Origin of the sequence: Enterococcus sp. DIV0755f, assembly GCF_051713725.1 — a bacterium.
GTDB classification, from domain to species: domain Bacteria; phylum Bacillota; class Bacilli; order Lactobacillales; family Enterococcaceae; genus Enterococcus_D; species Enterococcus_D casseliflavus.
Genome location: NZ_JBIOQL010000001.1, coordinates 2,453,908 through 2,479,884, shown reverse-complemented (window position 1 = coordinate 2,479,884; position 25,977 = coordinate 2,453,908). Strand labels below are relative to the sequence as shown.

Here is a 25,977-nt window from a genome sequence, read left to right as displayed (position 1 = left end):
ATAGGCTATTTTAGGCAACAGTTCTTTTTTCACATTATTGTTTCCCATACTCAGTAATTTAGACAAGACAAATCCTCTGTCTTTGCTTATAATCAAGGACAGAGGTGAGAAAATGAATAAAAAAATCGAAGCGTATGAATTGATGCTTCTGCAATTAAAAGGATTACTAGAAGCAGAGAGTAATTGGATCGCTAATCTAGCAAACTCTTCTGCTTTATTAAATGAAACATTGGAAGATACGGTGTTTGCCGGCTACTATTTGTTTGAAGAAGGCGAACTGATCTTAGGCCCGTTCCAAGGAAGAGTATCTTGCACCAGAATCACTATGGGCAAAGGGGTTTGTGGAGAGTCAGCGGCAAAACAAACGACATTGATTGTCCCGAATGTCAAAGAACATGAGAACTATATCTCTTGTGACTCGGCAGCTATGTCTGAAATCGTTGTTCCTATGATAGCTGATGATCAATTGATTGGTGTGTTGGATATCGATAGTGGCAAAACGAACAGCTATGATGAGATCGATCAGAAATATCTTGAAGAATTTGCGGCGATCCTAGTAGCGAGTCGTAAATAAATCGTCATTTCTTAATAATTAGCAAAAAACAATATAACGTTTACAAAGCAAGTGTTCATTGAATAATGGGCACTTTTTTCATTTTTGTTTTAAATAGACATGCATATCGCTTTATTTTATTAGAATTAGATGATAAAATGATAATACAATTAGAGAAACGAGTAGTAAGGAGCGCATTATGGAAGCAGAAACAATTGTATTAGGTAAAGCATATGAATGTAAACCAGTTGGCTTAGAAAGCCGCGTTATCGGAGAAGTGGTCAGAAAAATGGAACGTTGTGCCGTTTTGCATGTGATCCGTTATGAAGAGACTGATCATGACGAGCTTGAAGAACGTTGTGGACGAGTTGTGGCAAAATACAACGAGATCTATCAACCAGCATTGGTTGAATGCTTTTCTAGCTAAGGGTTAATCCCAATCAAACGAAGCCATGCACGTAAACCAATTCCCTTAACAAAGGGGCTGTTTCTTGGAAGCAGCCTCTTTTTTTGATTCTTGGACACCGCTGCGTAGAAAAATACATGCTATAATGGACGAGAAACTAGCAGAAAGCAGGGAGCAAAATGGAATTAGAAAAAACGGTCATTGATGACAAACAGATGCTTTTTGAATTGCCGAAGGAAGCAGGGCAACTGCAAATTGTTAAAGGAAAACTTATTGAAACAAAAGACAATACCGTCCTCTTAGCCATAAAAGAAGGCCAATTACTATCAGTAGCAGATGAGAAAACATTTGATGACAAGCAAGAATATGATCGCTTAATGATCCTTACACCACCTTGGGAGATCATGGCGCCATACTTAGCAGCCTATTATCAAGAGAAATATCATTTGTCCAATGCTTCCAACGCACCTATCGTGATTCCACAGGAACTGCAACAAGGGGTCGCTGTTTGTGCGGAACCATTTGATTGCTTGATCGATTTTCTGGGGTATGTATCCACCAGTAAAAAGGAAACGAAAGCGGTGAAAAAAGGGGGCAAACCTCGTCATAAATGGTCAAAAGAATTACAAGATGAACCCTTTATGGTGGACTATCAAGGAAGTACAGCAACGGTTTATTGGCAGAAACGCAACGAGGTTCGAATTGAAAAAGGCGCTACCTTGCGTCAAGAGGTTCCTTTGAACAAAGACGGCTCGGTGGGCTTTTCAGCTCGATTAGCAGAAAAGATACGGCAAGAGAATCAATCAGCGATCAAAGAGGGACGAACGATTGCAGACGTCGTATTAAAAAGTGTCAATGAGGTCGGCATGTTTCTTTACTATGGGGGGACCAATGGCTGGCTTCAATTAAAAGATCAGCAAGGAAGAACCCTGAACGAGCGAACGGTGGAATAGAAAAGAGAGATACTGAACAAGAAAGCGATCCACCAAAGCGAACGGAATCAGCTTTGGTGGATCGCTCGTATCGTTTAACTAGGAGTAGGCTCTTCATCGATCAAGACAAATTCTTGACCTGTTTTGGACAAAACAAGGCTCGGTTTTGCAGTTCCTTCCTTTTCTGCTCGATACGCCTCTCGGTGCTTTTGCAGATGTTCGGGGCGTTTTAACCAAGCTTGAAATGCTTTTTTCTCAGTCCATTTTGACACCAGCTGGAAAACTAGGCGGTCTTTTGATTCTGAAAACCAAGCTTCAGCAGAGTGACAGCCAGCAAATGTTTTCATTGAGGCGGTATCTTTTTTCATTTTAGCAAGAAAGATGTCTTTGCCTTCTGGAATGACTTCAAATGCGACGGTACGGATATACATGAAATTCCTCCTTTGACTGTGAGTGATTTCATTTAGTATAGCGCTAATTGAGAATCATTGTCAATTAGCATGGGGATTTTTACTTTTTTATCGATTTTCACTTTTTGATTAAATCATTCAAAAGCCTTGAACAAATGAAAAAAGTACGTATAATTAATATACGTACTGAAGAGTCCGAAGAGTATTGGAGAAAATGGATACTTGGGGAAGTCTTTCTTTTCTCACGTGCAGTACTCTTCGTTTGTTTAGTGTACCACTCCCATTTTAAAATAGATACGTTTTTTTTACTTTCTGAGGAGATTTCTTTTATTCCTTGAGTTGAAAGGCAAAAAAGTGGGAAGGCTCTGAGAAAGCGCTATGAAGACGAAATTTATGTCTTCTTTTTTTGTGTGAAAGGGAAGGAAAATTAAGAAAGTTTTCTTATCCATTTTACCTGCGAAATGATGTATAAGAAAGTATCAAAAGTTCTGATTACTAGAAGATCAGGACTTTTTTGTATGCTTTCTTGGCACGACTCCTTTCAACGATATTCAGTATAAAGTCGCTCTTTTCTACTTTTTACATTCAGAAGAGCGCTTCTGACACAACCATGTAACCTCTTACATTTTTTGGTCGTGTTAAATTGACAGGCTGCATAAACATGCGGTAAACTCGGTACAACAAACAGAATTTTTTGAATTATCTGAATGTTAGAAGGGGATGAGTAAAAATGGGGAAACGTAGCAAATATGCAGTATCGCTTGTGTTACTAGGCAGCTTATTTTTAGCAGCTTGTCAAAATGGCAATGAAGATAACGAGACGGATTCATCAGCCGCTTCTTCTGCAGAGCAAGTGATCAATGTGCAATTTTCGGCAGAGATGGGCAGTGCAGATATTTCTTTAGCAACCGACTCTTACAGCTTTATCACGTTAAACAACGCCTATGAAGGTCTTTATCGCTTAGATGAAAACAATGTTCCTGTGATCGCTGGTGCAAGCGAAGACGCTGAAGTTAGTGAAGATGGGCTTTCTTACACCATTTCACTGCGGGAAGAGGCAAAATGGTCCAATGGCGATCCAGTTACTGCAGCTGATTATGTTTTTAGCTGGCAGCGCACCGTTGATCCAGCCACTGCTTCCAATTATGCTTATATGCTGGCACCAGTTAAAAACGCTGCCGCTATTTCAGATGGTACGCTAGATAAAAGCGAGTTAGGGATCGAAGCAGTCAATGATCATGAATTGAAAATCACGTTAGAAAAACCGACGCCTTACTTTTTATCTTTACTGGCTTTTCCAACTTTCTTCCCGCAAAACGAGCGTGTCGTGGAAGAGTTCGGTGACCAATATGCCTTAACCAGTGAAAACGCGGCGTACAATGGACCATTCCTATTGACCAATTATGCTGGACCAGGCACCGACATCCAATGGACATTGGCGAAAAATCCCGATTATTGGGATGCCGATTCGGTCAAACTTGAAACAATTAACTTTGATGTCGTGAAAGACTCATCGACCGCTTATAACTTGTACGAAAGCGGACAAGCCGATGACATTATTTTAAGCGGTGAATTGGCGATGCAGAATGTGAATCATCCTGATTACATTGTTCAGCCTAGTGCAACCACTCAGTATTTAGAAATGAATCAAGCACCAGAAGATTCGCCTTTTCGAAATGCAAATCTGCGCCAAGCCATTTCGTATAGTATGAATCGACAACAAATCGTTGACAATATTTTAGGCAACGGCTCCTTACCGGCGGTCGGTTTTGTTCCTTCTGACCTAGCGTTTAATCCAGAGACAAAGGCTGATTTTGTCGAGGATGCGGCAACCACGTTAGCCTTTGACGAAGAAAAAGCCCAAGAATATTGGGAAAAGGCAAAAGCTGAACTGGGTATCGATACATTGTCTTTTGAACTGTTGACATCAGATACCGATCAATCGAAAAAAATGGCAGAATACATTCAAGGCACCTTGCAGCAAACACTGGATGGGCTGACTGTCGAAGTCACAAACGTTCCATTTTCTGTGCGCTTGGATCGTTCAAATAGCGGCGATTTTGAGATGGTCATGAACAACTGGATCGGGGATTATGCAGATCCAATCAACTTTTTGGAATTGTTCAAAAAAGACAGTTCCTATAATCGTGGAAAATGGCTAAATGATGACTACAATCAATTGATCGAACAAGCCTCCAATGAAAATGCTAACGATCCAGAAGCCCGTTGGGAAAATATGGTAGCAGCAGAAAAAATCTTAACCGACGACTTAGGCGTTATTCCACTCTTCCAAAGTGCTGAAGCACATCTACGGTCGCCAAAAATCAAAGGCCTCATCGTTCATAGTGTTGGCGCGGCCTATGATTATAAAAATGTCTTTGTCGAAGAATAAGGAGAAAAAAGCTCCTTTTGTCTATTCATTGTCTGACTTCGCCAAAGAGGGCAGCAGACGAGAAAAACGTTACTAGAATGTTTAGCAACTTGATAACAAGGAATAAAGCAGTTCTTTTTCTAGCAGCGAACAATGACGTATTCATTTTAGCTAGATAAGAACTGCTTTTCTTTTTGGGAGGAACACCAATGAAAATCACAGCAGTTGAAACCAAACGAATTCCGATCCAGCTGAATGCACCCTTTAAAACGGCGCTCAGAGAAGTGCACGCCGTCGAAGTGATTCGAGTGCTGCTTTTTTTTGATAATGGGATCGTTGGCATCGGAGAAGCAGCACCTACCGAAGTGATCACCGGTGATACAAAAGAAAGTATTTTAAAAGATATCGAAACGGTCTTTGCTCCGTTCCTGTTAGGCAGAAAGGTAGATGCCCAATTGCTAGTAATGGATGAGCTTCATGCGCTGATCCAGCATCATACGAGCCCTAAAGCGGCGATTGATATCGCGTTGCATGATGCACTGGCAAAAGCGGCCAACTTGCCTCTTTACCGCTATTTAGGTGGTTCTGCCAATACACTGACAACCGATTATACGATCAGTGTTGGCTCACAGGAGCAGATGGTGCATGATGCCCAAGCGAAAGTCCAGGCGGGATTTCGCTCCTTGAAAATCAAACTAGGGGCAGGAACGATCGAAGAGGAAGTTGCGAAAATTCGCCGCATCAATGAACGCTTGGCAGGAAAGATTCCCTTTCGAATTGATGCGAATCAAGGCTGGACCAAAGAAGAAGCGGTGCAGATTTTAGACCAATGGCAAGACATTCCGATCGAGTTTGTTGAACAGCCAGTAAAAGCCCATGATTTTGCTGGACTCAGCTATGTGACTGCTCGTACGACGATTCCAATCATGGCCGATGAAAGTCTTTTTTCCTATGAGGATGCCAAGCGTTTGATTACTGAAAACTGCTGCAATTATTTGAACATTAAATTGATGAAAAGCGGCGGGATCAAAGAGGGACAAAAAATTTATCACTTGGCAAAAGAGCATCAAATGCCAGTGATGGTCGGTTCGATGATTGAAGGGTATGGGGGAATGGCGGCAGCCGCCCATTTTGCCTTGGGGATGGCCGACGTCCAATTTTATGATCTGGACGTTCCTTTTATGTGGGAGACCCAAACGACTTCCCCTGAAATGCAAGGGATTCTTCAGCGTCCAGGAAGCTTGAGTGTCACCGAACGCATCGGTCTAGGGATCAACGAATAAATAGTTATGAGAGGAGCAAAGATGAAACAAATTGTTCAGGCTGGCTCTTCCTTCTTATGGAAGGAACCCAAAGAAAACAAAGTACTAGCAAAAATCAAAGCATTTCCTTTAGAAGCGCTGCACACTTTTTTGACTGATGAAGATACGATGCGGCTTTATCAGGAAAGCTTAGTGGACTCCGAAGTATTATATGGGACGATAGTAGAAGTCATCACCCAAACGGATGGTTGGTCCCATGTGATCGTCTTGGATCAAAAAAGCAATAAACACCCACTCGGGTATCCTGGTTATCTGCCGAACGAGGTATTGAAGCCATTGCCACCAGATTATGCACCAGCTAAAAGAAGGATTGGGGTGATTGCAAAAGAAGCCGTGCTTGTTTTTGACTCGACCACACGACTTGTTTCTTTTGGAACAGTTTTACCACTTGTTGGGGAAACCGCAGATTCCTATCAAGTGGCTACGCCTAATGGACCAGCAACGATCGCTAAAGCTTTTGCTCACGTCCTATCGGACACATGGGCAAAGCTTTCAGAAAAAATAATAGCCTTGGCAGAACAATTTATAAACCAGCCCTATGTCTGGGCAGGCATTAGCGGCAGTGGCTTTGATTGTTCTGGATTCATGTATTCGCTGCATCGACTTCATGGTATTTTAATCCCCCGAGATACGATCGAGCAAGCACAACAAGCAAACATCGTACCTTACAGTCAGGCACAACCAGGGGATCTGCTGTTGTTTGCTTATGAAGAAGGAAAAGGCGAAGTCCATCATGTCGGTCTATATTTGGGGGATGACGAAATGATTCATTCAAGAACACCTGGGTCACGGGTCATGAAAACCAAAATCACTGGCTCTAATTATGAACCAGAACTCGCAGTTGTGGCGCGTTATTGGCAAAACCAGCCGAATACATCACAGGAATGCTCATGAACATTCTTTTCATGATCGTAAGGAAAGGGGCATTTGATGGGAAAAGATGACTTGCGTGTAGCAATTAAGCCTATTCTAGAAAACTATCAGACAACCTTGGAAATGGGTTTATGGATCGGTACGCCAACGGAATGTCTCATTGACTATCAGAGTCAAAAGTCGTTTTCGGCAGCGAGTATCAGTAAGCTTGTTTTGTATGCCTATTATCTTGAACAGATTATCGAAGAAAAAATCGATCCGCAACAGCTGATCGGTGTGAACGCCGTTGATCTGACAGAGGGTGCTGGGGTGATCCGTCTTTTTCCTCAGAAGAAAGGTTGGACCATCAGTGAGCTTCTCACGGCGATGATCGCCGTATCTGATAATACTGCGACCAATGTACTATTGGACTTAGTAGGGTTGCCCACGCTTCAGGCCTGGATTCAGGAGCCAGAGATTCAATTTGAACGGTATATGATGCGACCGATCAAAGACAAAGAGAACCGCTTGACCCCCTCGGCGGCTGCTAAACTACTACTAAGGTGTGTTAAACGAGAAGAAGCTGCACTAGGGTTTTCACCCTTAAATCAGCAGCAATTTCAAGAAGGATTAGCGGGAAATTTTGCGGAAACTGCGCAGCCCGCTTGCCGCATTTTTAATAAGACAGGCCGTCTTGACCGCATCGAACACGATGTAGCGTATTTACAAGCCAATGAAACGACGATCATCATTGCGGCATTTTCCTATGATAAAACCGGTAGTGGTCAAGGGATCAGTTGGCTAAGAGAAATTGGTCAAACAGTCTATCAGAAATTTTTTAAGTAAAATGCGCTGCGTATCGCTCCTCACTTAGAGGCACTTGATCCGCAGCGTATTAATTATTTACAACAATAAAATCCCCCATATCATAGCGGTGCCGTGATTGGGAAAATTCAAAAGGCGTCCCATCGCCGAGGTAAACCGTTTGCTCAACTTCTAAAATGGGATCGGTGGCAGCACAAGCTAAGTATTGCTGGTCATAGGTGTCTGCACGATCCGCTTTGATACGACGGACAGATGTTCCAATCGAAGAGTGGAGTTGGTTCGTGATGTAGCTATAGACTGAAGAGGATAAGACTTCTTCGGTAATGCCAGGAATGACATGAAGCGGCATGATGGTATACTCTAAAACAACGGGTACATCGTCAAATAGACGCAGACGAACGATATCATAAATTTGCTGGTCACTGCGAATTTTTAGTTTTTCTTGTTCTTTCTCATCGGGAAAAAGAATGGCAAAAGAAATGATCTTGCTGGTGATTTTTCCTGTCTCTCCAAGGCGCTTCGTCAGCCCGCGATTGATCTTGGCGTTGTAATCGAAGGTTGAATAGGAATCACTGATAAACGTACCCGTGCCTTTTTTACCGTAAATAATGCCTTCCATTTGTAAAATATTCAATGCTTTTTGAATCGTCACGCGGCTCGTTTGATAATCCGCAGCCAGTTCGGATTGCTTCGGCAATTTTTTCTCTTCTTCGTAAAACCCGTGATTGATTTTGCTCCGTAAATCGGCAGCGATGTCATGGTAGTTCGCCATTTGCTTCACCTCAAAATAATAATAAGTGATAAAACGAAGTATGTAAACTTGGAGCTTTACATACCCTGTTTTGAAGGCTTTTCCTGCGTTTACATTCTTCAGAAAATGAATTACATTTGTAATGTAATCGTTTTCTAAAAATTGAAGAATAGGGGTATAGGAGGGAGTTTTATGCAAGGATTTATGGATCGACTCGCTGACGTTTTAGGAAAGTTTGCCAATAGGATCAACAATTTACGCTACATCATGGTCATTAAAAATGCCTTTGCTGCTTTGATTCCAGTAATCATTACAGGGGCATTTGGTACATTGTTTTCAGCAATGGTTTTTGATGCTGAAAATGGATTGGCACAAATCGAGGCACTGCGCTTTTTAGAAAGTTTAAAACCGATCTCATCTGCGGTCAGTTATGTGACGTTGAGTTTCTTAACGATCTATGCAGTGTTTCTGATTGGGATTGAGCTAGCAAAATTAAATAAGATTTCTGGGGTCTTTCCAGGAATCATCGCAGTGATGTCTTATCTTTCTGTTAATCCAATGATCTTTGAATTTTTGCACGAAGATGCGACGGTGGTTGCCGAAAACGTGCTGGCTAAGCAATATACTGACACGAAAGGCCTATTTTTAGGCATGTTCGTTGCGATCGTTTCCATCGAGCTTTATGCGTGGTTAGGAAGACAAAAACGGCTGCAGATCACGATGCCTGATAGTGTTCCAGGGAATGTTTCGGCAAGTTTTTCGGCATTGTTTCCAACGATTTTCACCGTGACCATCATCGCCACCGCTGGTTTTGCTATCAAAGCACTCACAGGGATGTATGCTTACGATATCATCTACAATGTCGTCCAACGACCACTGGAAGGGATCGTCCAAGGATTACCAGGTATCTTGTTGTTGATGTTTATCGCACAAGTTTTTTGGGTCATCGGGATTCATGGGAACCAGATGGTCAAACCCATTCGCGAACCATTGTTGCTGGCAGCGATCGCTGTCAATACGGAAGCTTTTGAAGCTGGAAAAGAAGTACCCAATATTATTACGATGCCGTTTTGGGATATGTATATGAGTATGGGCGGCTCTGGGGTTACGATTGGGTTGCTGATTGCGATTTTGATCGTCGGCAAGCGGGAGGACATGCGCCAAATCACTAAATTGTCATTAGCACCTGGGATTTTCAATATCAATGAGCCAGTGATCTTCGGAATGCCAATTATGCTGAATCCCATTTTGGCGATTCCCTTTATCCTGACACCGTTAGTAACAGGAACGATTGGGTACGTGGCGACAAGTCTAGGCTTTGCCGCTAAAGCGGTGGTAATGGTCCCATGGCCGATGCCACCGATCGTCAATGCTTATCTAGCTACTGCTGGGGATATCGGGGCTGTGATCACGCAAGTTATCTGTATTGTCGTGGCAATTTTGATCTATCTACCTTTTGTTTTGGTAATGAATCGTACGACCAATGAAGTTGCATAAAGGAGTTTTAAAAAAATGGTAAAAATACCTGAAACATTTATTTTAGGGGCTGCTTCGTCTGCTTGGCAGACAGAAGGCTGGCAAGGAAAGAAAGAAGGGCAAGATTCGTATCTCGACCGCTGGTACAAAGAAGAACGCTTTGTCTGGCATAATGGCTACGGGCCGGCTGTTGCGACGAATTTTATGGAAAAGTTTTCAGAGGATGTTCAACTGATGCAGGAGGTTCATTTGACCCATTACCGAACATCAATCAACTGGGCGCGCTTCTTTACCGACCATGAACAGCTGATCGTTGATGAGGATTATGCTGCTCATATCGATCAGCTTATCGACCAATTGCTTGCGGCTGGGGTCGAACCGATGCTTTGTTTGGAACATTATGAACTGCCAGCTAGTTTGATGGATGCCTATGATGGCTGGAGCTCGCGGAAAGTGGTCGATCTATATACTCGTTATGCCGAAATCGCCTTCGAGCGTTACGGTGATCGAGTCAAACAGTGGTTTACCTTCAATGAGCCGATCGTTATTCAGACTCGTTGCTATCTCGATGCGATCCGCTGGCCCCATGAGCAAAACACAAAAAAATGGATGCTTTGGAACTATCACAAAGTATTGGCGTCCGCCCAAGCGGTGGCTGTCTATCATGAAAAGGGCTACGAGGGGCGCATCGGTTGTGTGCTAAATCCAGAAATGGTTTACGCACGCTCTTCCTCACCAGAGGATCAAAACGCGCAAAAAATGTACGATCTTTTTTTCAACCGAATCTTTTTTGATCCAATGGTTAAGGGGCATTATCCAGATGAACTTATCACACTTTGCCAAACCTATGACATCTACTTTGATCCGACAGAAGAAGATTTGGAAACGATCCGCACCCATACGGTGGATTTCTTAGGTGTCAATCAGTACTACCCGAAACGCGTGCGGGCACCACGATATCAATGGCATTCGGATACACCATTTCATCCAGAAATGTTTTATGAGACCTTTGATTTGCCAGGAAAACAAATGAATAACTCCCGTGGCTGGGAAATCTATCCAAAGGTCATGTACGATATGGCTAATTATCTTAAAGAAAATTATGGCAATATTCCATGGCTGATCACTGAAAATGGTATGGGGCGGGAAAATGAAGAACAGTATATGGATGCCACAGGTCAAGTCCAAGATGATTATCGGATTCAGTTTATTACCGAACATCTTTACTGGCTGCTAAAAGCCGTCGAGGAAGGCGCCAACTGCGAAGGCTATATGCTTTGGGCATTTACCGATTGTGTTTCACCTATGAATGCGTTCAAAAATCGCTATGGTCTCGTACGAATCGAGCTAAATGAAGAACGGACTCGGTCATTAAAAAAATCAGCCGCTTGGTATCGTTCCCTGATTGATGAACGGTGGCTTCCATTTGAAGAAAAACCATTGATTCTGTAATAAAAACCCACGTTGATTTCCTCATCCTAAAGGAAATCAGCGTGGGTTTTCAGTTAAAAGGGTTGTTTATGAGGAGCAAGTTTCTCCCAGTCAAAGGTGACGCCAATCCCTGGTTCTTCTGGGGCAATCGCACAGCCATCGGATGGATCGATCACTAACGGTCTCGTGGTGTATTGATCGATTGGGAAACTGTGCATTTCGAGATACCCAGCATTTGGCATCGCTGCTAGTAGACTAACGTGCAATTCTTGCATGCCATGTGTAGAAACAGATAAGTTACTTGTTTGTGTTAAGGCAGCAATTTTCAACCAGCCGGTGATCCCACCGCAATTGGAAGCGTCGGGTTGCGGAAAATCGACATTGCCATATTTGATCATATGAGCAAATTCGATAGGGGTGCGCAAGTTTTCTCCGCCTGCCACCGCAATTTGCCCTTCTTTAGCGATACGAGCGTAGCCTTCGTAATCTTCGGGGATCGTTGGTTCTTCAAGGAACAAAATGTCATAAGGCGCCATCAGTTTGGCGGCTTTGATCGCTTTTTCAACAGACCAGCTCATGTTGGCATCCACCATAAAGACAACATCGGGACCAATCAATTCTCTGACCGCTTTTATTCGAGCAATATCTTCGGCAAGTGTTTTTTGTCCCAATTTGATTTTGACCGCTTTTAATCCCATGTCTAAATATTTTTGATTATTGGCTAAGAGTTTTTCAAGAGGAAAGTTTAGATCAATCGCACCACCATAGCATTTTACTTTGTTGCTTGCGCCGCCTAAAAGTTTGTAGAGGGGTTCTTGTGCTTTTTTCGCACGTAAGTCCCACAAGGCGATATCACAAGCCGCAATGGCGAAACTTGCTAAACCGCCTCTGGCAACATAGTGGATTCCCCAGTTCATCTGATCCCACAAGGCTTCCACACATGCTGGATCTTTCCCTAAAAGGATCGCTTTTAGTTCTTTATCGATCAGTTTGGCGATCGATTCGCCACCGAAGCCACCAGTATACGTATAGCCGACCCCTTCACGTCCATCATCAGTAACGATCTTGACGATAGGCACTTCAAAGTGGGTGTGTAAGCCATGCTTCGCATCTTCCATGATTTCTGGAAGAGGTATCCGATAATACGCTGTTTGTACATCTGTAATTTTTGCCATTAAAAATCCTCCTCAAATTAATGTTCACGTGTGCATTTTAATGTTAACGTTTGCATAACCATGGTAGCATGGGAAGGCGAGATTGACAAGGCTGAATTTCCTCAAATTCAAAACTTTAAAAGAAGGAGGATCGTTATCGAAGGGATCGCATCTCATCAACTGATGCTTCATGGAACCATTTAGAATATAAACAGATATAGGGAATATTAGCTAGAAATGAAGTGAAACCCCTATAAATTGTCACAAAATAGCATTTTGTTTATTTTTAAAGCATAGTTATTGAATAAAAATCATTTTTGTATTATGATTATCTTAACAACGAGCAATGAAGAGTACTGGGGCAAATGAAAGCTTGGGGAAGTCTTTTATTTGGGATACCCAGTACTCTTATCTTTGTTAAACGACAAGTGAAATACAAAAGAACGACTGAACTTCTTTGGTTCAGTCGTTCTTTTGTATTTCATAAAGCGAGCGAGAGTAACTTATCGTAAGGAAGAACAAGTTTTTCTCAATTGACAAAGGAATAATCATTGGCGGTTAAAACAGTACGAGCTTGTTCTACCTGATGTTCCTTGATTAAAATATAATCAGTATTGAAGGTAGAAACAGCAAAAATACTGATTGACTCCTCGGCTAGAAGGGAAGAGATTTTTGCAATAATGCCAATTAAGCTAAAATCCAGCACACCAATTATTTTCATCGCTTTCCATCCATCTTCTCTGTTTAGTGTTTCAGCTGGAACCTTTGCCGTTGGTAACACCAAAGAAAGTTCTTCTGACGTATGGGCAAAAAATAGAGGAACGATCTTCAGTATCGAAGGATCAATACGCTCTACTTGGATGACAGAAAAAGAGGGTGCCAATAAGGTCAGTTTCATTTAATCACGTCCTTCGTTTGATGCAATCATCATATCAAAGGATAAGAAAGAAGGGAAGGCGATTATCATTTGATCACGTATGATTCTAAGCGTTGTGTCGTTTCTGCGAGACGTAACAGACGGGTAGATTCTATACAGAAGAAAATAAGCGGTTAAAACTGATGGGTATACCTCTGTTTCTGGAGAAGAAGAAATATCAATTGGATCCGCAATCTATGCTGAATCAGATTTGAAATCAATCGAGTTAATAGAAGATAAATAGCACTCAATCATAAATCAATGGTTGAGTACTATTATTGTACATAAAATTATGGTGGACAGAGGAATGGAATATAAATCACTAATTGTTTGATTGGAAGAAAAATTGATACTGAGGATCATAAAGAGAAGAAGGAACATGCTAAATTTTACGAAGACCTTACAAGATTCAAGGAGAAGGTAAAGAACGCTCTGTAATATTTTGATAAACTTTAGTCAAGGAGGTGTGATAAATGGATAAATTTTTCAACTTTATTGAAAAAGGACTTTCCGAAGAAATTAATTTTTTTATGTTTTCCATAGATTTGGAACATTATTTAGTCGATCACTACGAGGAAATGTATACCGAAAACAAAGAAGCTACATTGTACCTGAATGATTTACTTTCTGATGAGGCTGAGAAAATGGAACCTGGAATGAATCCAGATAGTTTTTGTGAACGAGTAAAGGAAATTGTAGAGAAATCGAAAACACTTTAATTAGCACTTTTTTTGCTGAGGCAGAGTCAGATCAAGCCAGCAACGAACTATCATAGATTGTTGATGATCAAGCAGATTATGAAACTTACATCAAGCTTTGATGATAAGAAACATCTTCAAAAAATTTCATGCGATGAGGCAGGGAAAATAACTATTGTAGAAGCAAAGAAAGCCGTTGAGAACGCAAAACAGGAGTGAAAAAAGTGTATCTAAAGATACTAAGGAGTAAAAAGCCTTAAATCAAAAATAGAGTAAAAAAATCAGTCCAAGAAAAACTCGCAAAAAAGAGATTCGTATACAATTTGGTGAAGAGGTACGCCATTGAAGAGCATTGATTGCTTAAAAAAAGCATCTGACTTCACTTGAACAATTAATGTAGGTTCAATCGGTATAAGAAATACAATCTAAGAAAAGCGAGGAATAGCACATCGGTTTAAAGCTGATAATTAACCACCATTTGACTACCAAACAAGAAAAACTACGAAAAACATTGGGGAACTAAAAATACAAAAAAAGCGCTCAAAACCTCTTTAAATCAAGGTTTTGAACACTTAGGAAAAACTACGAAAATCTAATCGATTTTTCTTTATGGAGATGGCGGGAGTCGAACCCGCGTCCAAACATATTGCTACCTAAAAATCTACGCTCATAGTCAACTCATTTGAAGGTTCGCTTTACAGCTTGCCGAGTGACAGGCAGTCTGTATCGCTAGTCTGATGCTCTCTTTTTTATCTTACAGACGGAAAGATAAAACGTATCCCACTTAGAATAGGACCCTTACTCGAGCACATGGGCGATGCCGAGAGGATCTACGCTAACTGTTTTTAGGCAGCTAAAGCGTAAGAGTTTTCGTTTTTAGCAGTTATATTTAACTGTAACGTTTTAACGTAGACGTAACCTACGAAGCGCAATTCAGGCTCAACTATGCCTGTCGAATCCGTAACATCCCCTTGATAAAAGGGGTATCGCTACCATTCATTAGTATACCATAGTTTTGCCTGTATGCAAAGAATCAGATTAAGTCAAAGTGTTTCAGGGCGTGCACGATCCCGCCTTCGGTATTTTTCAGGGTCACGAAGTCTGCCAACTCTTTCAACTCTTGAATTCCATTTCCCATTGCAATTTTGTGGTCGCAGGCTTCTAAAAGAGCGAAGTCGTTGCTGCCGTCACCAAAGCCGAAGGTAGGTACATCTTCTAGACCCAACATTTCTACCAAGGTTTTTACGCCCGTCCCTTTAGAGGTGCCAGATTTTACGACATCGATGGAAAAGGGGGTATTACGATAAAAAGTTAATTCTGGAAAACGCTCATGATAATAAGCATCGTTGCCGACACCTAAAACCAACAACATATTGGTCCGATCTGTTTCATAATGCAGAGGATCGATTTCTGGTAAAGGGCTGCGGACATAGTTGTACGCACCAATCATTTCCTCGGTATGTCCAGTCGCCCAATAGCCTTTCTCATTGTAATAGCACAGTTCATCGCCATTGTCTTTGACTGCTTGGAACATCCGTGCGCAAAGTTCAGGTTCAAGGGTATCGGAAAAAACTTCTTTGCCGTCAATACGGATAAAGGCGCCGTTCATGACGATGTTCGAGGTGATCCCAGCTGCTTCACGAATGGCGGTAACTTCAGGTTCGGTTCTTCCTGTTGCAATGATCGGCAGTACTTGGTTTTTTCGCAACATCGCCATCGCTTCAGCGATTTCGGATGTGATTTGCGAGTGTTCATCTAAAAGCGTACCGTCAAGATCAAAAAAAGTTAATGCTTTATAGGTCATGTATCTTACTCCTAAGGTTTATAGTCATAGTCCACTCACAATCTTATCAAAGATTGAAAAAAAGGCAAACCTTTATGAATAATCGGTGAAGTTGTTGGTAGAAGAAAGAAATTCGAGTATACTATAGGAAGAATGGAGTGAAACGATGATTTTTTTAGTAATTGGTATCATTTTTTTCTTGATTGGTCTCACTTTTTTTCTTTTTCCATCAAAAAAAATGAACCTTATTTATGGCTACCGTTCCTATTTAGCAAAACAAAATGAACGCAACTGGCGGCATGCTCAGAAACTATGCGCCCGTTATTTTCTGCTTTTTGGCGGAATCATGGCGCTCATTGGGTTTGTCTTGAAATGGCAAGAATGGACCAATTTTTTCCTAGTTGAAATGATCGCGATCCCTTGGTTCATCGTGCCGATCTTTGGCCTGATCGAAGAGAATCTGCAACGATTTGATAAAGAACATAGAGGTGAAGAAAATGAATATATTAATGATTGAAGACAACGAATCTGTTTCTGAAATGATGCAAATGTTTTTCTTGAATGAAGGATGGGAAGCGGCTTTTAAGTACGACGGCAAAGAAGGACTGGAAGCCTTTGCTGCTGAACCAGACAAATGGGACATGATCACCCTTGACTTGAACCTTCCTTCCATGGATGGCATGATGGTGGCGCGAGAAATTCGCAAAATCTCCAGTACAGTACCTATTATTATGTTGACGGCCCGTGATTCAGAAAGCGATCAAGTCATCGGGTTGGAGATGGGGGCAGATGACTATGTGACGAAACCATTTAGTCCACTGACCTTGATCGCGCGGATCAAAGCCTTACACCGCCGCAGTGAATTGGTTGAAAAAACAACGCCTGAAGCTTCCGATGCAACTTTTGATGTTGTGACCGATCATTTCAAAATGAACACAAAAACACGGGAAGCCTATTTAAATGGCAAACCCATCGATGGGTTGACGCCGAAGGAATTTGATTTGCTTTATACGTTAGCGAAAAAACCGCGGCAAGTCTTTTCACGAGAGCAATTGTTAGAACTAGTTTGGGATTACCAATATTTTGGTGATGAACGGACGGTTGATGCGCACATCAAAAAACTAAGACAAAAAATAGAAAAAGTGGGACCTCAGATCATTCAAACCGTCTGGGGTGTGGGGTATAAATTTGACGATGCAGGTGCTGCTTAATGCGCTACTTGTATCAACAGCTGATTGCGTTTTTTGTCGTGATTTTCGTGATTTTGATGACGATTGGTATTGCGTTTACACAAATGACGCGCCAAACGTTACAAGAACGAAATTATGAGCAGTTAATGGGGTATGCTTCGTCGGTCGCGACGATTTCGCAAATCAGCGATTCAGAATATTTGCAGCAAAATATGACGCGAGATGGCTATCTGCAATATTCTCTGCATTTGGCTGAAAATATTTTGAGCAACCAAGACATTTCTTTTGCTTTCTTTAAAAGCCCCGATGACATCATTTATCCATTAGATACGACTCGTGCGGTGGATTTTCCAATTTCTGAAAAAGACTGGCAATCCTTAGAAAACGGGGCGCGTCTGCAACTGACATCACCCACGAATCTATATGGGGAAAAAGAACTGACTTCCTATGTTTTGATTCCTTTTTCTGTCAACCGAACGGATTTTTACGGGGTGATGGTGGTTTCGCAATCGGCAAGCAGCATCTTGAATCTTGTCAGTGCTTTTAACCAAAACTTGTTTAAAGTATGTTTGATCTCGATCGTCGTTTCCTTATTGATCAGTTACCTATTTGCTACGTTCCAAGTAAGGCGGATCAATCGCATGAAACGAGCAACCAAGGAGATCACCAATGGCAATTTTGATATCTTCTTGCCAGTGCATAATCGGGATGAATTTGATGAGTTAGCCGAAGATTTTAATTTAATGACGAAATCCTTAAAAGAGTCGCAAGAGGAAATTGAACGACAAGAAGAACGTCGTCGACAATTTATGGCAGACGCTTCGCATGAGATGCGTACGCCTTTGACGACCATCAATGGCTTATTGGAAGGGCTAGAGTACAACGCGATTCCTGAAAATCAAAAGGACAATGCGATCCGTTTGATGAAAAATGAAACCAATCGCTTGATTCGATTAGTCAACGAAAACCTTGACTACGAAAAAATCCGAACCAATCAAATCTCGATGGTCATCAAAAAATTCGATGCAACGCAAACCATTAAAAATCTGCTGACGCAACTTGAGAGCAAGGCAGAAATCGCCAAAGATGTGTTGATTTTAGAAACAACAGAGCCAATTGACGTCTATGCCGACTACGATCGTTTCGTCCAAATCATGGTCAATATTTTACAAAATGCGATCCAGTTTACGGAAGATGGAGAAATTCGGGTTCGAATCGAAAAAGGCTACTTGGAAACGATCATCGAAATCAGTGATACGGGAATCGGCATGTCTGAAGAACAAGTCAAGAATATTTGGGATCGTTATTACAAAGTCGATCCTTCCCGTAAAAACCGTCAATTTGGTGAATCAGGTTTGGGTCTATCGATCGTTGAACAGCTCGTACGCCTACACAAAGGAAAAATCAGTGTAGAAAGTGAACTTGGCAAAGGCACGACCTTTAAAATTTCTTTTCCTGATATCGACTTAAATGAAGAATAGCAATCGACCGGCAGCAATTCGCTTAGCCGGTCGATTTTTTTTGCGGTTCAGTGGCAGCAGCCCAAACAAAAAGACCTGCTTTTGCAAGCAAGCCTTCTTGTTTGGGGGCTATGTAAACTATAGATAAGTAGTATAAGGGGTATGGGCAAAGCATTCGTCTTCATGAATCAAATAGATGGCAACAGCAAATTGTTCGGCGATTTCTTGACACAAGGGCAGCAGGGTTTGAACCTCTTTCGTTGTTAATGTGCTCAAGACATTTTCGATTAAAAGGGTTTCTCTTTCTGAAAGTAAAGCTAAGAGCAGTTGAATTTTGAGCTCCTCAAAGGGTGTTAACTCTGTTCGATCTTTTTTCAAAGCCGATAAGGGAAGCTGTACATAAGGCAGCACTTCCTCTAAATCGCCCCCTTTTTTATTTGCAAGAGATACATTGTCCATGACCGATAAAAAGGGGACGGAGGGCCACTGTGGGCGAATCAAGATTGCTTTTTTTTGTGAAAGCAGCAAGCTTAATTCAGATGTTTTTGTTTCATTGTCTTTCGCAACATAAAAGAAACCAATTGATTTCGTTAGCTGAGTTGGTTTTTCCATTGTTTTTTCCTCCAATACAGACTATGTCCGCTAGCAATCAGACCAGTAAAGCTGGTAACAGCAGCAAGCAATACGATAAGTGTGTGGCGCGTACTCTCAAATAAAATAGCCAGCCAAGTGGTGCTGTTCAAGTCAACATTTTGGACAAGAATTTGACTGTTTTGCGGGATCGTAATGGCGAATTCTTGACCAGGAAGACTTTGAACAGCCTCCCAAAAGTGATCCGAAGCACGCTCACGATCAAGAGCGATGATATGCCCGCTAAGCAATTCTCGCTGGAAATAAGGCTGGAAGAGCAGCAACAACACAAAGGCGATCACGGCAGCTGCTAAAAGCGGCAAGAGCATTTCAAGCAACTGCATCGCCACCCATTGTCTGGTGGTGGCACCGCTTGCTAACCAGGCAGTGTACTCTGAGCGTTTCGATAATTGGTAATAAACTTGAAAGCCGATAAAGACCAGTGTAAAGGCACTAAAAATCAAATAGAACAGTTGATGATAGATCGTCGTGACTGGTTGGATCTCTTCTGCTACTTTCGTTTGCAAATCTTCTGTTGTTAAGAGATCTCTGGTTTGAGCGATCACTTGATCCATTGAGTAGATCAAGGCGAAGGTCACGATCAAGCCAATCACGGCAAAGAAGGATACAAGCGTATAAAGCACCATGGCTTTTTTATGATAAAATATGCTGGCAATCGCAAAATGTATAGTTTTCATCTAGTTCACCTCATCCTATTTCATAGTATAAAAGGGGAGTTTGAATAAAGTATGAAGTTCTTGTAGTAAAATATCGAAGCTAAAAAAGCAATAGAAAAAATCGGGTTTTTACGAACAAAACAGCCGAAAAAAATCCAGCAAAGCATCCGCCTTGCTGGATCGATCTTGTAGTACTTATAGGTTATTCTCCGCTATCTTGTTCCGTCATCTGCTGGTATTCTTGGAAGGTTTTTGTTTGGTACAGATCGACGGTCGATTGATTGCCGTTTTGAGAAAAGGCGCTGGTTGAATCACTGCCTAGATTCTTTTCGATAGCCATCATTTGCTGAAGGGCGTCTTTGTAATTATAGGTCGAAGGATCGACTTCTTCTAAACCGCTCTTCGCATAGAAACGTAAGAGATCACCATTGTTGATCTGATCAGAAACCGACAGCTGTTTGTCAACTTTGGCTTTCCACTCATCGACTTTCGCTTGCAGTTCATCGGATGGATCGTTGATCGGCATGCCGGTACGATTGTCATACAATGTACTGCTATAGTAAGTGTAGTCTGGTGTCACAAAGTCGCCATCGCGGAAGGCAACCAGTTGTTCATTTTGATCAGAGAATAAATCTTGTCCCAATTGAATATAGTTCGATGTATCTACACCGAGTAAGTGCAAGAGGGTTGGCAATGCATCAACTTGGCCACCATACGTATGATTGATGCCGCCGTTTGATTGTCCTGGAATATGGATCATATAAGGGACACGTTGCAATGAAGCATTGTCAAAGTTTGTCCAAGTCGAACTTGTTTTTCCAAGCAATTCTGCTAAGTTGCGGTTCCGAGAATTGGAAATTCCGTAATGGTCACCATATAAAACGATGACTGAGTTTTCGTACAAGCCGCTTTCTTTCAAGTAATTAAAGAACTCTTCTACGGCTTTATCTAAATAATTCGCGGTTGCGAAATACCCATTGATCGTTTGATCCGAAGTGTTCGCTAGCGGGAAGCCGCCTTCTTCATTGGTAAATTCAGAATATGGGTAGTGGTTAGAAACTGCAATGAATTTTGAATAGAACGGTTGTTGCAGACGTTCTAAGTATTGTACCGATTGTTCAAAGAACGGTTTGTCATGTAGACCGTATTGGAATGAATTTTCATCATTGACATCATAATAGGATGCGTCGAAGAAATAATCATAGCCAAACCGTTTGTAGGTTTCATTTCGGTTCCAGAAGGTACCCGTATTTCCGTGGAAAACCGCACTGGTATAGCCTTGGGTTTGACCTAAAATATCTGGCGCTGCCTCAAAGGTATTTTTCCCACCCAGTTGAGTGAATAATGCCCCCTGATTCAATCCGAACAAGGAATTTTCGAATAACGTTTCCGCATCACTGGTCTTCCCAGCTTTTACTTGATGGAAGAAGTTATCGAAACTAAAGGTGCTATCGCTATGATACAAACTATTGATAAATGGCATAACTTCATGTTCAACACCATCTTCATCTTTTAATTTATAATCGATCAAGAATTGCTGAACACTTTCTAAGTGAATATAAATGACGTTCTTGCCTTTTGCGATACCGAACAGATCGTCATTCGGTTCCGCGTAATGTTCTCTGACATAGCTTTCTACTTCGTTCATGTCGTTGGGACTTGCTTCGGCACGTACTTGCGAAGCTTGATAGGTTTGCACGCCATCATAAACCGTAAAGGCGTTGATCCCAAGGTATTTCACTAAATAGTCACGAGAAAACGTTCGAGTAAGCAGTTCAGGACGATCCGCTTCTGCTAAGAAAAGATTGGCAGAAAAGACCATGACAGCTAAGGTTGAGATCGCAAAAGCCATCCGTGCCCGCACAGGACGAGTGTCCATTTTGATTTTTTTCATTGAAAAGGCTGCAATCAGCACGATAAAGTCAATGAAATACAACACATCGTAGGGACGGAACAAGCGAATTGCGCTTTCTCCTAGACCACTTGCCACTTTTCCTACACCAAGCATCGTGTTGATGGTGATAAAGTCAGTGAATTCTCGATAGTACGAAACATTGGAGAACAACAGCAGAGTCATCAAGAAATAAATCACAAGCATCGTGATATAAGCTGCTTTGGTTCTTCTTACGTACAATGCGATCGACAGCAGCAACAAAGTCGTTGCGATCGGATTGATGAATAAGATGAAGTACTGAATGCTGCTTTCAATACCTAGGTGGAAGTCCACCATATAGGCAAAGATATTTTTTAGCCAAAATAATAGGGCTAATAGGAAAAAAAAGCCCATTCTTGTATTCACAAAGGTGGATACTTTATTTTTTTTCAAAGGAATCGTCCTCTCTTTTTCCAGTATAACCGGTAAATTACGATTTTACATCACAGTACATTTTACTAGGCTGTGAAAGACGTGTCAAATGAATTCCTTGTCATGACGCGGAATTAAGTATTTCTTTACTTTCAAGGATACAGACAATACAGTCGCTTTTTGCTATACTAAAAAGGAGAATGAATGGAGCAGATGAACATGAAAATAAAATTAACGAAGCAAGGATCAGCGAAGCTTCGCAAAAAGAATCCGTTGATCCAACGAGAAGATCTTCAACAAGCAATCGAGACGAAGGAGTGGGTCACCTTTATTGATCAGGCCAACCATTTCTTAGGTGTCGGCTATCTTGGGGAACAAAATAAAGGGATCGGATGGGTCGTATCCTTTGAAGAAACAGTGATCGACCAAGCATTCTTTGCGCAACGCTTTGCGAAAGCAAAAGGCAAACGCATTGCTTACTATCAAGATGACCTGACAGATGCCTTTCGTCTGTTTAATGGCGAGGGGGATCAATTGGGGGGACTTACCGTAGATTTGTATGGCGAGTATGTCGTTTTTTCATGGTACAATGCCACCCTTTATCAACATAAAAAAGCGATCGTGGCGGCTTTTCGTCAAATCTTTCCCGAGATCAAAGGGGCATATGAAAAAATCCGCTTTACGTCTGAACTGCCTGAATCAGCATGGGTCTATGGAAAAACGGCACCTGAACCCTTGCTGGTGAAGGAAAATGGCGTCACGTATGCGACGTATTTGAACGAAGGACTAATGACGGGCATCTTTTTGGATCAAAAAGAAGTTCGTGGGCAACTTGTTGATGGCTTGGCAGCTGGCAAGACGGTTTTAAATATGTTCAGTTATACGGGGGCGTTTTCTGTCGCTGCTGCTGTCGGTGGCGCTGCTCAAACAACGAGCGTCGATTTGGCAAAACGCAGTCTAGAAAAGACCCGCGAGCAATTTGCAGTCAACGGCATTGATCCAGATTCCCAGCGTATCCATGTCATGGATGTTTTCAATTACTTCAATTATGCCAGCAAAAAAGACTTGCGCTTTGATGTGATCGTTTTAGATCCGCCGAGTTTTGCCCGCAACAAGAAAAAGGTCTTCTCGGTTGCGAAAAATTATGGCGACTTAGTCACTGATAGTTTGGCGATTTTAGCGCCGGATGGCTTATTGATCGCCTCAACGAATGCGGCCAATCTTTCTCCGAGGAAGTTTCAAGAAATGATCGAAGCATCCTTAGAGAAAGCACACGTTGCTTATGAATGTATTCAAAGTTATCGTCTACCAGCTGATTTTGCGGTAGATAAGCATTTTTCAGAAGGGAACTATCTGAAAGTATTCTTTTATCAAATGAAAAAGGAGTGAAGTAGATGAGCCGATCAAAACCAGTAACGTTAGACGGGAAAACACCGTTGATTTGTGTGCCATTGATTGGGAAAACCAATGAAGAGATCTTGAAACAAGCCATTGCTGCTGAGGAATCAGAGGCACAGATCGTCGAATGGCGTGTTGATCATTACAAACATGTCGAAGACCAGCAAGCGGTCTTAGATGCGTTATCACATATTCGCACGACATTAAAGCACAAAGAGCTGCTCTTCACTTTTCGAACCTTGGAAGAAGGGGGCGAGCGAGCGTTCACATTGACCCAGTACAAAGAATTGTGTTTAGCTGCTGCTGATTCAGGCTTGATCGATTGGATCGATGTCGAATTAGAGAAAGCTGAATTTTTAGGTCGAGCCTTTATTCAAGAAATCAAAAAGGCACAGGTAAAGCTGATATTGAGCAATCATGATTTTGAGAAAACGCCAGAAGATGCTGTGTTGATTTTAAAGATCGGCGTAATGAATCAATTTGGTGCCGATGTTGGCAAGTTAGCGATGATGCCCAAGCAAGTCCAAGATGTTTTACGTTTGATGGGGATCATTACTAAAGCGCGTGGCTTCAACCAACTGCCGTTGGCGATCATGTCGATGGGGGAGCTGGGGAAAATCAGCCGGGTTAGTGGGGCATTGACTGGTTCGGTCTTTACTTTTGCTTCGTTGCAAGGTGCTTCAGCACCTGGACAAATACCGATCGAACGAATGACCAACTACTTACAAGAATTTTCACTCAATGAGTAAGACCAGCCAAGGCCTTCTCTTAAAAGAAACCAAAACAAAAGAGGGATAAAATGGCGAAGAAGAAACAAAAAACCAATGCGATCCGTCAAGTAGAACAACAGAAAATCGCTTATAACGAATACACCTATGAGTGGTCGGAAGACCATCTCGATGCGCAATCCGTCGCTGTGCAACTAGCACGCCCGCAAGCCATCTACAAAACGCTGGTGGCAGTGGGCAACAAAACAGGTCCGCTGGTGGCTGTGATTCCTGGAAACAGAGAAGTGGATCTGAAAAAGTTAGCCAAAGTCAGTGGAAACAAAAAAGTAGAGATGCTGCATCTGAGAGATTTAGAAGAAACGACTGGCTATATTCGCGGCGGCTGTTCGCCGATCGGGATGAAAAAGCTCTTTCCTACTTATATTGATCATAAGGCAGAGACACTGGAAGAAATCGTGGTTTCTGCAGGAAAGCGCGGGTTGCAGATGGGGCTTGCCCCACAAGCGTTGCAACAATTGACTAGGGCGATCTTTGCCGATTTGTTGGCACCTGAACACGAATAAAAAATCCCCGTGAACCATCTTGAAATGCCGTTCACGGGGATTATATTGTACTATTTTATTCCATTACTTCAATATCGAAAACCTCAATATTTTCTAAACCACCATAAAAGTCAAACCATGGAGTGGCATATTGTTTTAGAATGGCGTTTAATTCTTCAACATTTTCTTTCCCTTGGGTGTCCAGCCATTCCAGTAATGATTTGGCGCCTTGCTTCCCATAGATTTCCACACTATCGCGCCAAGTTGCTCGTCCACCTAAGATCCCTGAGAATTTAGCACCGTGTTGACCAGCAAAGGTCAATTCATCGCGAAAGACATTCGCTGGGACACCCGCACTCAAATAGATAAATGGTCGCGTCGCAGCGTCACTAGCTTCTTTGAAGTAATTGGCGGCTTCTTCTTGCGTATAGACGGCCTCTAAGCCTTCTTTTTGGAAACCTTCAACTAAATCGAACTGAACCGGTACTTCGACTTTCAAAATATCGATATGGTAGTGATCTTTCGTCAATTCCTGAATGGTTCGGATGACCTTGTTCGGTTTGATCTTGGCAAAAGCAGGTGATTTGTCATCTGTGATCTCATCGTCGTAAACGATTGGCTCTACAAATAACGGAATATCGGCCGCTTGTGCCTCCGTACCTAAACGTTCTAAAAACGCATGTTTGGTATCTAAAATCTCTTGCGGTTCATCTGGATTATAATAAACCAAGACTTTCGCAGCATCTGCCCCCTTTTTCACTAAGCGCTGCAGCGATTCATTGGGTAGAATTTCTGGCAAACGACCCGGCGTATTGACATCATACCCTGTTTTTTCATAGGAAAGGATCAAGCCAGCATTGGGATTCTTTGCTTCGATCCCTAAGAAGCCATATTCCTCGTCTAACAAAATACTGCTGACATATTTGGTCAATTCTTGGGAAACCAACTGCTTGAATTCATAAATGTGTTCCATCGTAAAGTCATCCGGTCCAGTTGCCGCCTTCATCATTTTTTTCATGGAACCACGTTGGTCGATCGCTAGTGCGGCAATCACACCATCCTCATTTGAAAGTTTTTGCATTCGTTCAAATTTACCTCTTGAAATTCGTTTCATTAAAAAAACCTCCCTCGATCTTGCTATCTTTAGTCTACGCCTACTTTGAGAAA

General features: G+C 42.0%; 25 protein-coding genes and 1 other RNA gene. 16 read left to right on the top strand and 10 right to left on the bottom strand.

The annotated features are described in order from the left end of the window. The first annotated feature begins 112 nt into the window (after window positions 1–112). The 3 genes from IGI73_RS11380 to IGI73_RS11370 all read left to right on the top strand — a co-directional run bounded on the left by IGI73_RS11380 (window position 113) and on the right by IGI73_RS11370 (window position 1,912). Window positions 113–574: a GAF domain-containing protein gene (locus tag IGI73_RS11380; protein ID WP_015510123.1), complete on the top strand. Its 462-nt coding sequence runs from the start codon at window positions 113–115 to the stop codon at window positions 572–574. A 178-nt stretch (window positions 575–752) separates the two neighbouring features. Further along, on the top strand, window positions 753–980 hold the full coding sequence (locus IGI73_RS11375; protein ID WP_005229082.1) for a hypothetical protein: 228 nt from the start codon (window positions 753–755) through the stop codon (window positions 978–980). A gap of 158 nt (window positions 981–1,138) precedes the next feature. Further along, on the top strand, window positions 1,139–1,912 hold the full coding sequence (locus tag IGI73_RS11370; protein WP_428206557.1) for a hypothetical protein: 774 nt from the start codon (window positions 1,139–1,141) through the stop codon (window positions 1,910–1,912). Between the two features lie 74 nt (window positions 1,913–1,986). On the opposite strand, the gene IGI73_RS11365 is transcribed toward IGI73_RS11370, so the two are convergent. After that, window positions 1,987–2,322 carry an antibiotic biosynthesis monooxygenase family protein gene (locus IGI73_RS11365; RefSeq protein WP_005229087.1) on the bottom strand — a complete coding sequence of 112 codons (336 nt, stop codon included), beginning with the start codon at window positions 2,320–2,322 and terminating at the stop codon, window positions 1,987–1,989. Window positions 2,323–3,031: 709 nt separating this feature from the next. Here IGI73_RS11365 and IGI73_RS11360 point away from each other — a divergent pair. From IGI73_RS11360 to IGI73_RS11345, 4 genes are all read left to right on the top strand, one after another. Beyond that, complete coding sequence (locus IGI73_RS11360; protein ID WP_428206556.1) at window positions 3,032–4,693, top strand: peptide ABC transporter substrate-binding protein; 1,662 nt, start codon at window positions 3,032–3,034, stop codon at window positions 4,691–4,693. Window positions 4,694–4,881: 188 nt separating this feature from the next. Next, complete coding sequence (locus tag IGI73_RS11355; protein WP_284591042.1) at window positions 4,882–5,955, top strand: dipeptide epimerase; 1,074 nt, start codon at window positions 4,882–4,884, stop codon at window positions 5,953–5,955. Between the two features lie 21 nt (window positions 5,956–5,976). Continuing rightward, on the top strand, window positions 5,977–6,888 hold the full coding sequence (locus tag IGI73_RS11350) for an NlpC/P60 family protein (protein ID WP_428206555.1): 912 nt from the start codon (window positions 5,977–5,979) through the stop codon (window positions 6,886–6,888). 36 nt (window positions 6,889–6,924) lie between these two features. Beyond that, entirely contained in the window at window positions 6,925–7,692 is a 768-nt protein-coding gene (locus IGI73_RS11345; protein WP_428206554.1) for a serine hydrolase, read from the top strand. Between the two features lie 49 nt (window positions 7,693–7,741). Here IGI73_RS11345 and IGI73_RS11340 read toward each other — a convergent pair whose 3' ends face one another. Then, a complete protein-coding gene (locus tag IGI73_RS11340) occupies window positions 7,742–8,443 on the bottom strand; it encodes a GntR family transcriptional regulator (RefSeq protein ID WP_010749712.1) in 702 nt (233 codons plus the stop codon). 171 nt (window positions 8,444–8,614) lie between these two features. Here IGI73_RS11340 and IGI73_RS11335 point away from each other — a divergent pair, with 171 nt between their 5' ends. Together IGI73_RS11335 and IGI73_RS11330 are read left to right on the top strand one after the other, a co-directional pair. Continuing rightward, on the top strand, window positions 8,615–9,919 hold the full coding sequence (locus tag IGI73_RS11335; RefSeq protein WP_015510115.1) for a PTS sugar transporter subunit IIC: 1,305 nt from the start codon (window positions 8,615–8,617) through the stop codon (window positions 9,917–9,919). A 15-nt stretch (window positions 9,920–9,934) separates the two neighbouring features. Then, entirely contained in the window at window positions 9,935–11,350 is a 1,416-nt protein-coding gene (locus IGI73_RS11330; protein WP_194193267.1) for a glycoside hydrolase family 1 protein, read from the top strand. Between the two features lie 53 nt (window positions 11,351–11,403). Here the strand turns inward: IGI73_RS11330 and IGI73_RS11325 are convergent, their stop codons facing one another. Both IGI73_RS11325 and IGI73_RS11320 read right to left on the bottom strand, forming a co-directional pair. After that, window positions 11,404–12,504, bottom strand: a complete 1,101-nt coding sequence (locus IGI73_RS11325) for a mandelate racemase/muconate lactonizing enzyme family protein (RefSeq protein WP_081116486.1) — start codon at window positions 12,502–12,504, stop codon at window positions 11,404–11,406. A gap of 508 nt (window positions 12,505–13,012) precedes the next feature. After that, window positions 13,013–13,381 carry an ACT domain-containing protein gene (locus IGI73_RS11320; protein WP_010749708.1) on the bottom strand — a complete coding sequence of 123 codons (369 nt, stop codon included), beginning with the start codon at window positions 13,379–13,381 and terminating at the stop codon, window positions 13,013–13,015. A gap of 491 nt (window positions 13,382–13,872) precedes the next feature. Between IGI73_RS11320 and IGI73_RS11315 the strand changes: the two genes are divergently transcribed. After that, on the top strand, window positions 13,873–14,118 hold the full coding sequence (locus tag IGI73_RS11315) for a nitrogenase subunit molybdenum-iron protein alpha (protein WP_428206553.1): 246 nt from the start codon (window positions 13,873–13,875) through the stop codon (window positions 14,116–14,118). Window positions 14,119–14,704: 586 nt separating this feature from the next. Here IGI73_RS11315 and ssrA read toward each other — a convergent pair. Beyond that, window positions 14,705–15,068, bottom strand: a transfer-messenger RNA (tmRNA) gene (gene ssrA, locus IGI73_RS11310). 62 nt (window positions 15,069–15,130) lie between these two features. Further along, the gene (locus IGI73_RS11305) at window positions 15,131–15,901 is read right to left on the bottom strand and encodes a Cof-type HAD-IIB family hydrolase (protein WP_428206552.1); all 771 of its coding nucleotides are present in this window, start codon (window positions 15,899–15,901) and stop codon (window positions 15,131–15,133) included. Window positions 15,902–16,046: 145 nt separating this feature from the next. On the opposite strand from IGI73_RS11305, the gene IGI73_RS11300 reads away from it, so the two are divergent. The 3 genes from IGI73_RS11300 to IGI73_RS11290 are packed head-to-tail and all read left to right on the top strand — an operon-like array spanning window position 16,047 to window position 18,551. Next, entirely contained in the window at window positions 16,047–16,397 is a 351-nt protein-coding gene (locus IGI73_RS11300; RefSeq protein ID WP_010749705.1) for an SdpI family protein, read from the top strand. Beyond that, on the top strand, window positions 16,378–17,091 hold the full coding sequence (locus IGI73_RS11295) for a response regulator transcription factor (protein ID WP_010749704.1): 714 nt from the start codon (window positions 16,378–16,380) through the stop codon (window positions 17,089–17,091). Before IGI73_RS11300 ends, IGI73_RS11295 begins: the two co-directional genes overlap by 20 nt. Then, window positions 17,091–18,551: a sensor histidine kinase gene (locus IGI73_RS11290; protein WP_005229120.1), complete on the top strand. Its 1,461-nt coding sequence runs from the start codon at window positions 17,091–17,093 to the stop codon at window positions 18,549–18,551. The genes IGI73_RS11295 and IGI73_RS11290 overlap by 1 nt, the downstream gene beginning before the upstream one ends. A 117-nt stretch (window positions 18,552–18,668) precedes the next feature. Here the strand turns inward: IGI73_RS11290 and IGI73_RS11285 are convergent, their stop codons facing one another. The 3 genes from IGI73_RS11285 to IGI73_RS11275 form a co-directional block, all read right to left on the bottom strand. After that, a complete protein-coding gene (locus IGI73_RS11285) occupies window positions 18,669–19,142 on the bottom strand; it encodes a hypothetical protein (protein ID WP_428206551.1) in 474 nt (157 codons plus the stop codon). After that, window positions 19,121–19,858, bottom strand: a complete 738-nt coding sequence (locus tag IGI73_RS11280; RefSeq protein ID WP_005229124.1) for a hypothetical protein — start codon at window positions 19,856–19,858, stop codon at window positions 19,121–19,123. Before IGI73_RS11280 ends, IGI73_RS11285 begins: the two co-directional genes overlap by 22 nt. Before the next feature lie 181 nt (window positions 19,859–20,039). Then, window positions 20,040–22,124, bottom strand: coding sequence for an LTA synthase family protein (locus IGI73_RS11275; protein WP_086338711.1), 2,085 nt, complete (start codon window positions 22,122–22,124; stop codon window positions 20,040–20,042). A gap of 237 nt (window positions 22,125–22,361) precedes the next feature. On the opposite strand from IGI73_RS11275, the gene IGI73_RS11270 reads away from it, so the two are divergent. The 3 genes from IGI73_RS11270 to ybaK are packed head-to-tail and all read left to right on the top strand — an operon-like array spanning window position 22,362 to window position 24,831. After that, window positions 22,362–23,531 (top strand): class I SAM-dependent rRNA methyltransferase, encoded by a 1,170-nt coding sequence (locus IGI73_RS11270; protein WP_428206550.1) that lies wholly within the window; start codon window positions 22,362–22,364, stop codon window positions 23,529–23,531. Between the two features lie 5 nt (window positions 23,532–23,536). After that, a complete protein-coding gene (aroD, locus tag IGI73_RS11265) occupies window positions 23,537–24,289 on the top strand; it encodes a type I 3-dehydroquinate dehydratase (RefSeq protein ID WP_005229128.1) in 753 nt (250 codons plus the stop codon). A 50-nt stretch (window positions 24,290–24,339) separates the two neighbouring features. Then, window positions 24,340–24,831 (top strand): Cys-tRNA(Pro) deacylase, encoded by a 492-nt coding sequence (ybaK, locus tag IGI73_RS11260; RefSeq protein ID WP_081116481.1) that lies wholly within the window; start codon window positions 24,340–24,342, stop codon window positions 24,829–24,831. 55 nt (window positions 24,832–24,886) lie between these two features. Here ybaK and IGI73_RS11255 read toward each other — a convergent pair whose 3' ends face one another. Further along, complete coding sequence (locus IGI73_RS11255; protein ID WP_413153739.1) at window positions 24,887–25,924, bottom strand: tagatose 1,6-diphosphate aldolase; 1,038 nt, start codon at window positions 25,922–25,924, stop codon at window positions 24,887–24,889. Between the last annotated feature and the right edge of the window lie 53 nt (window positions 25,925–25,977).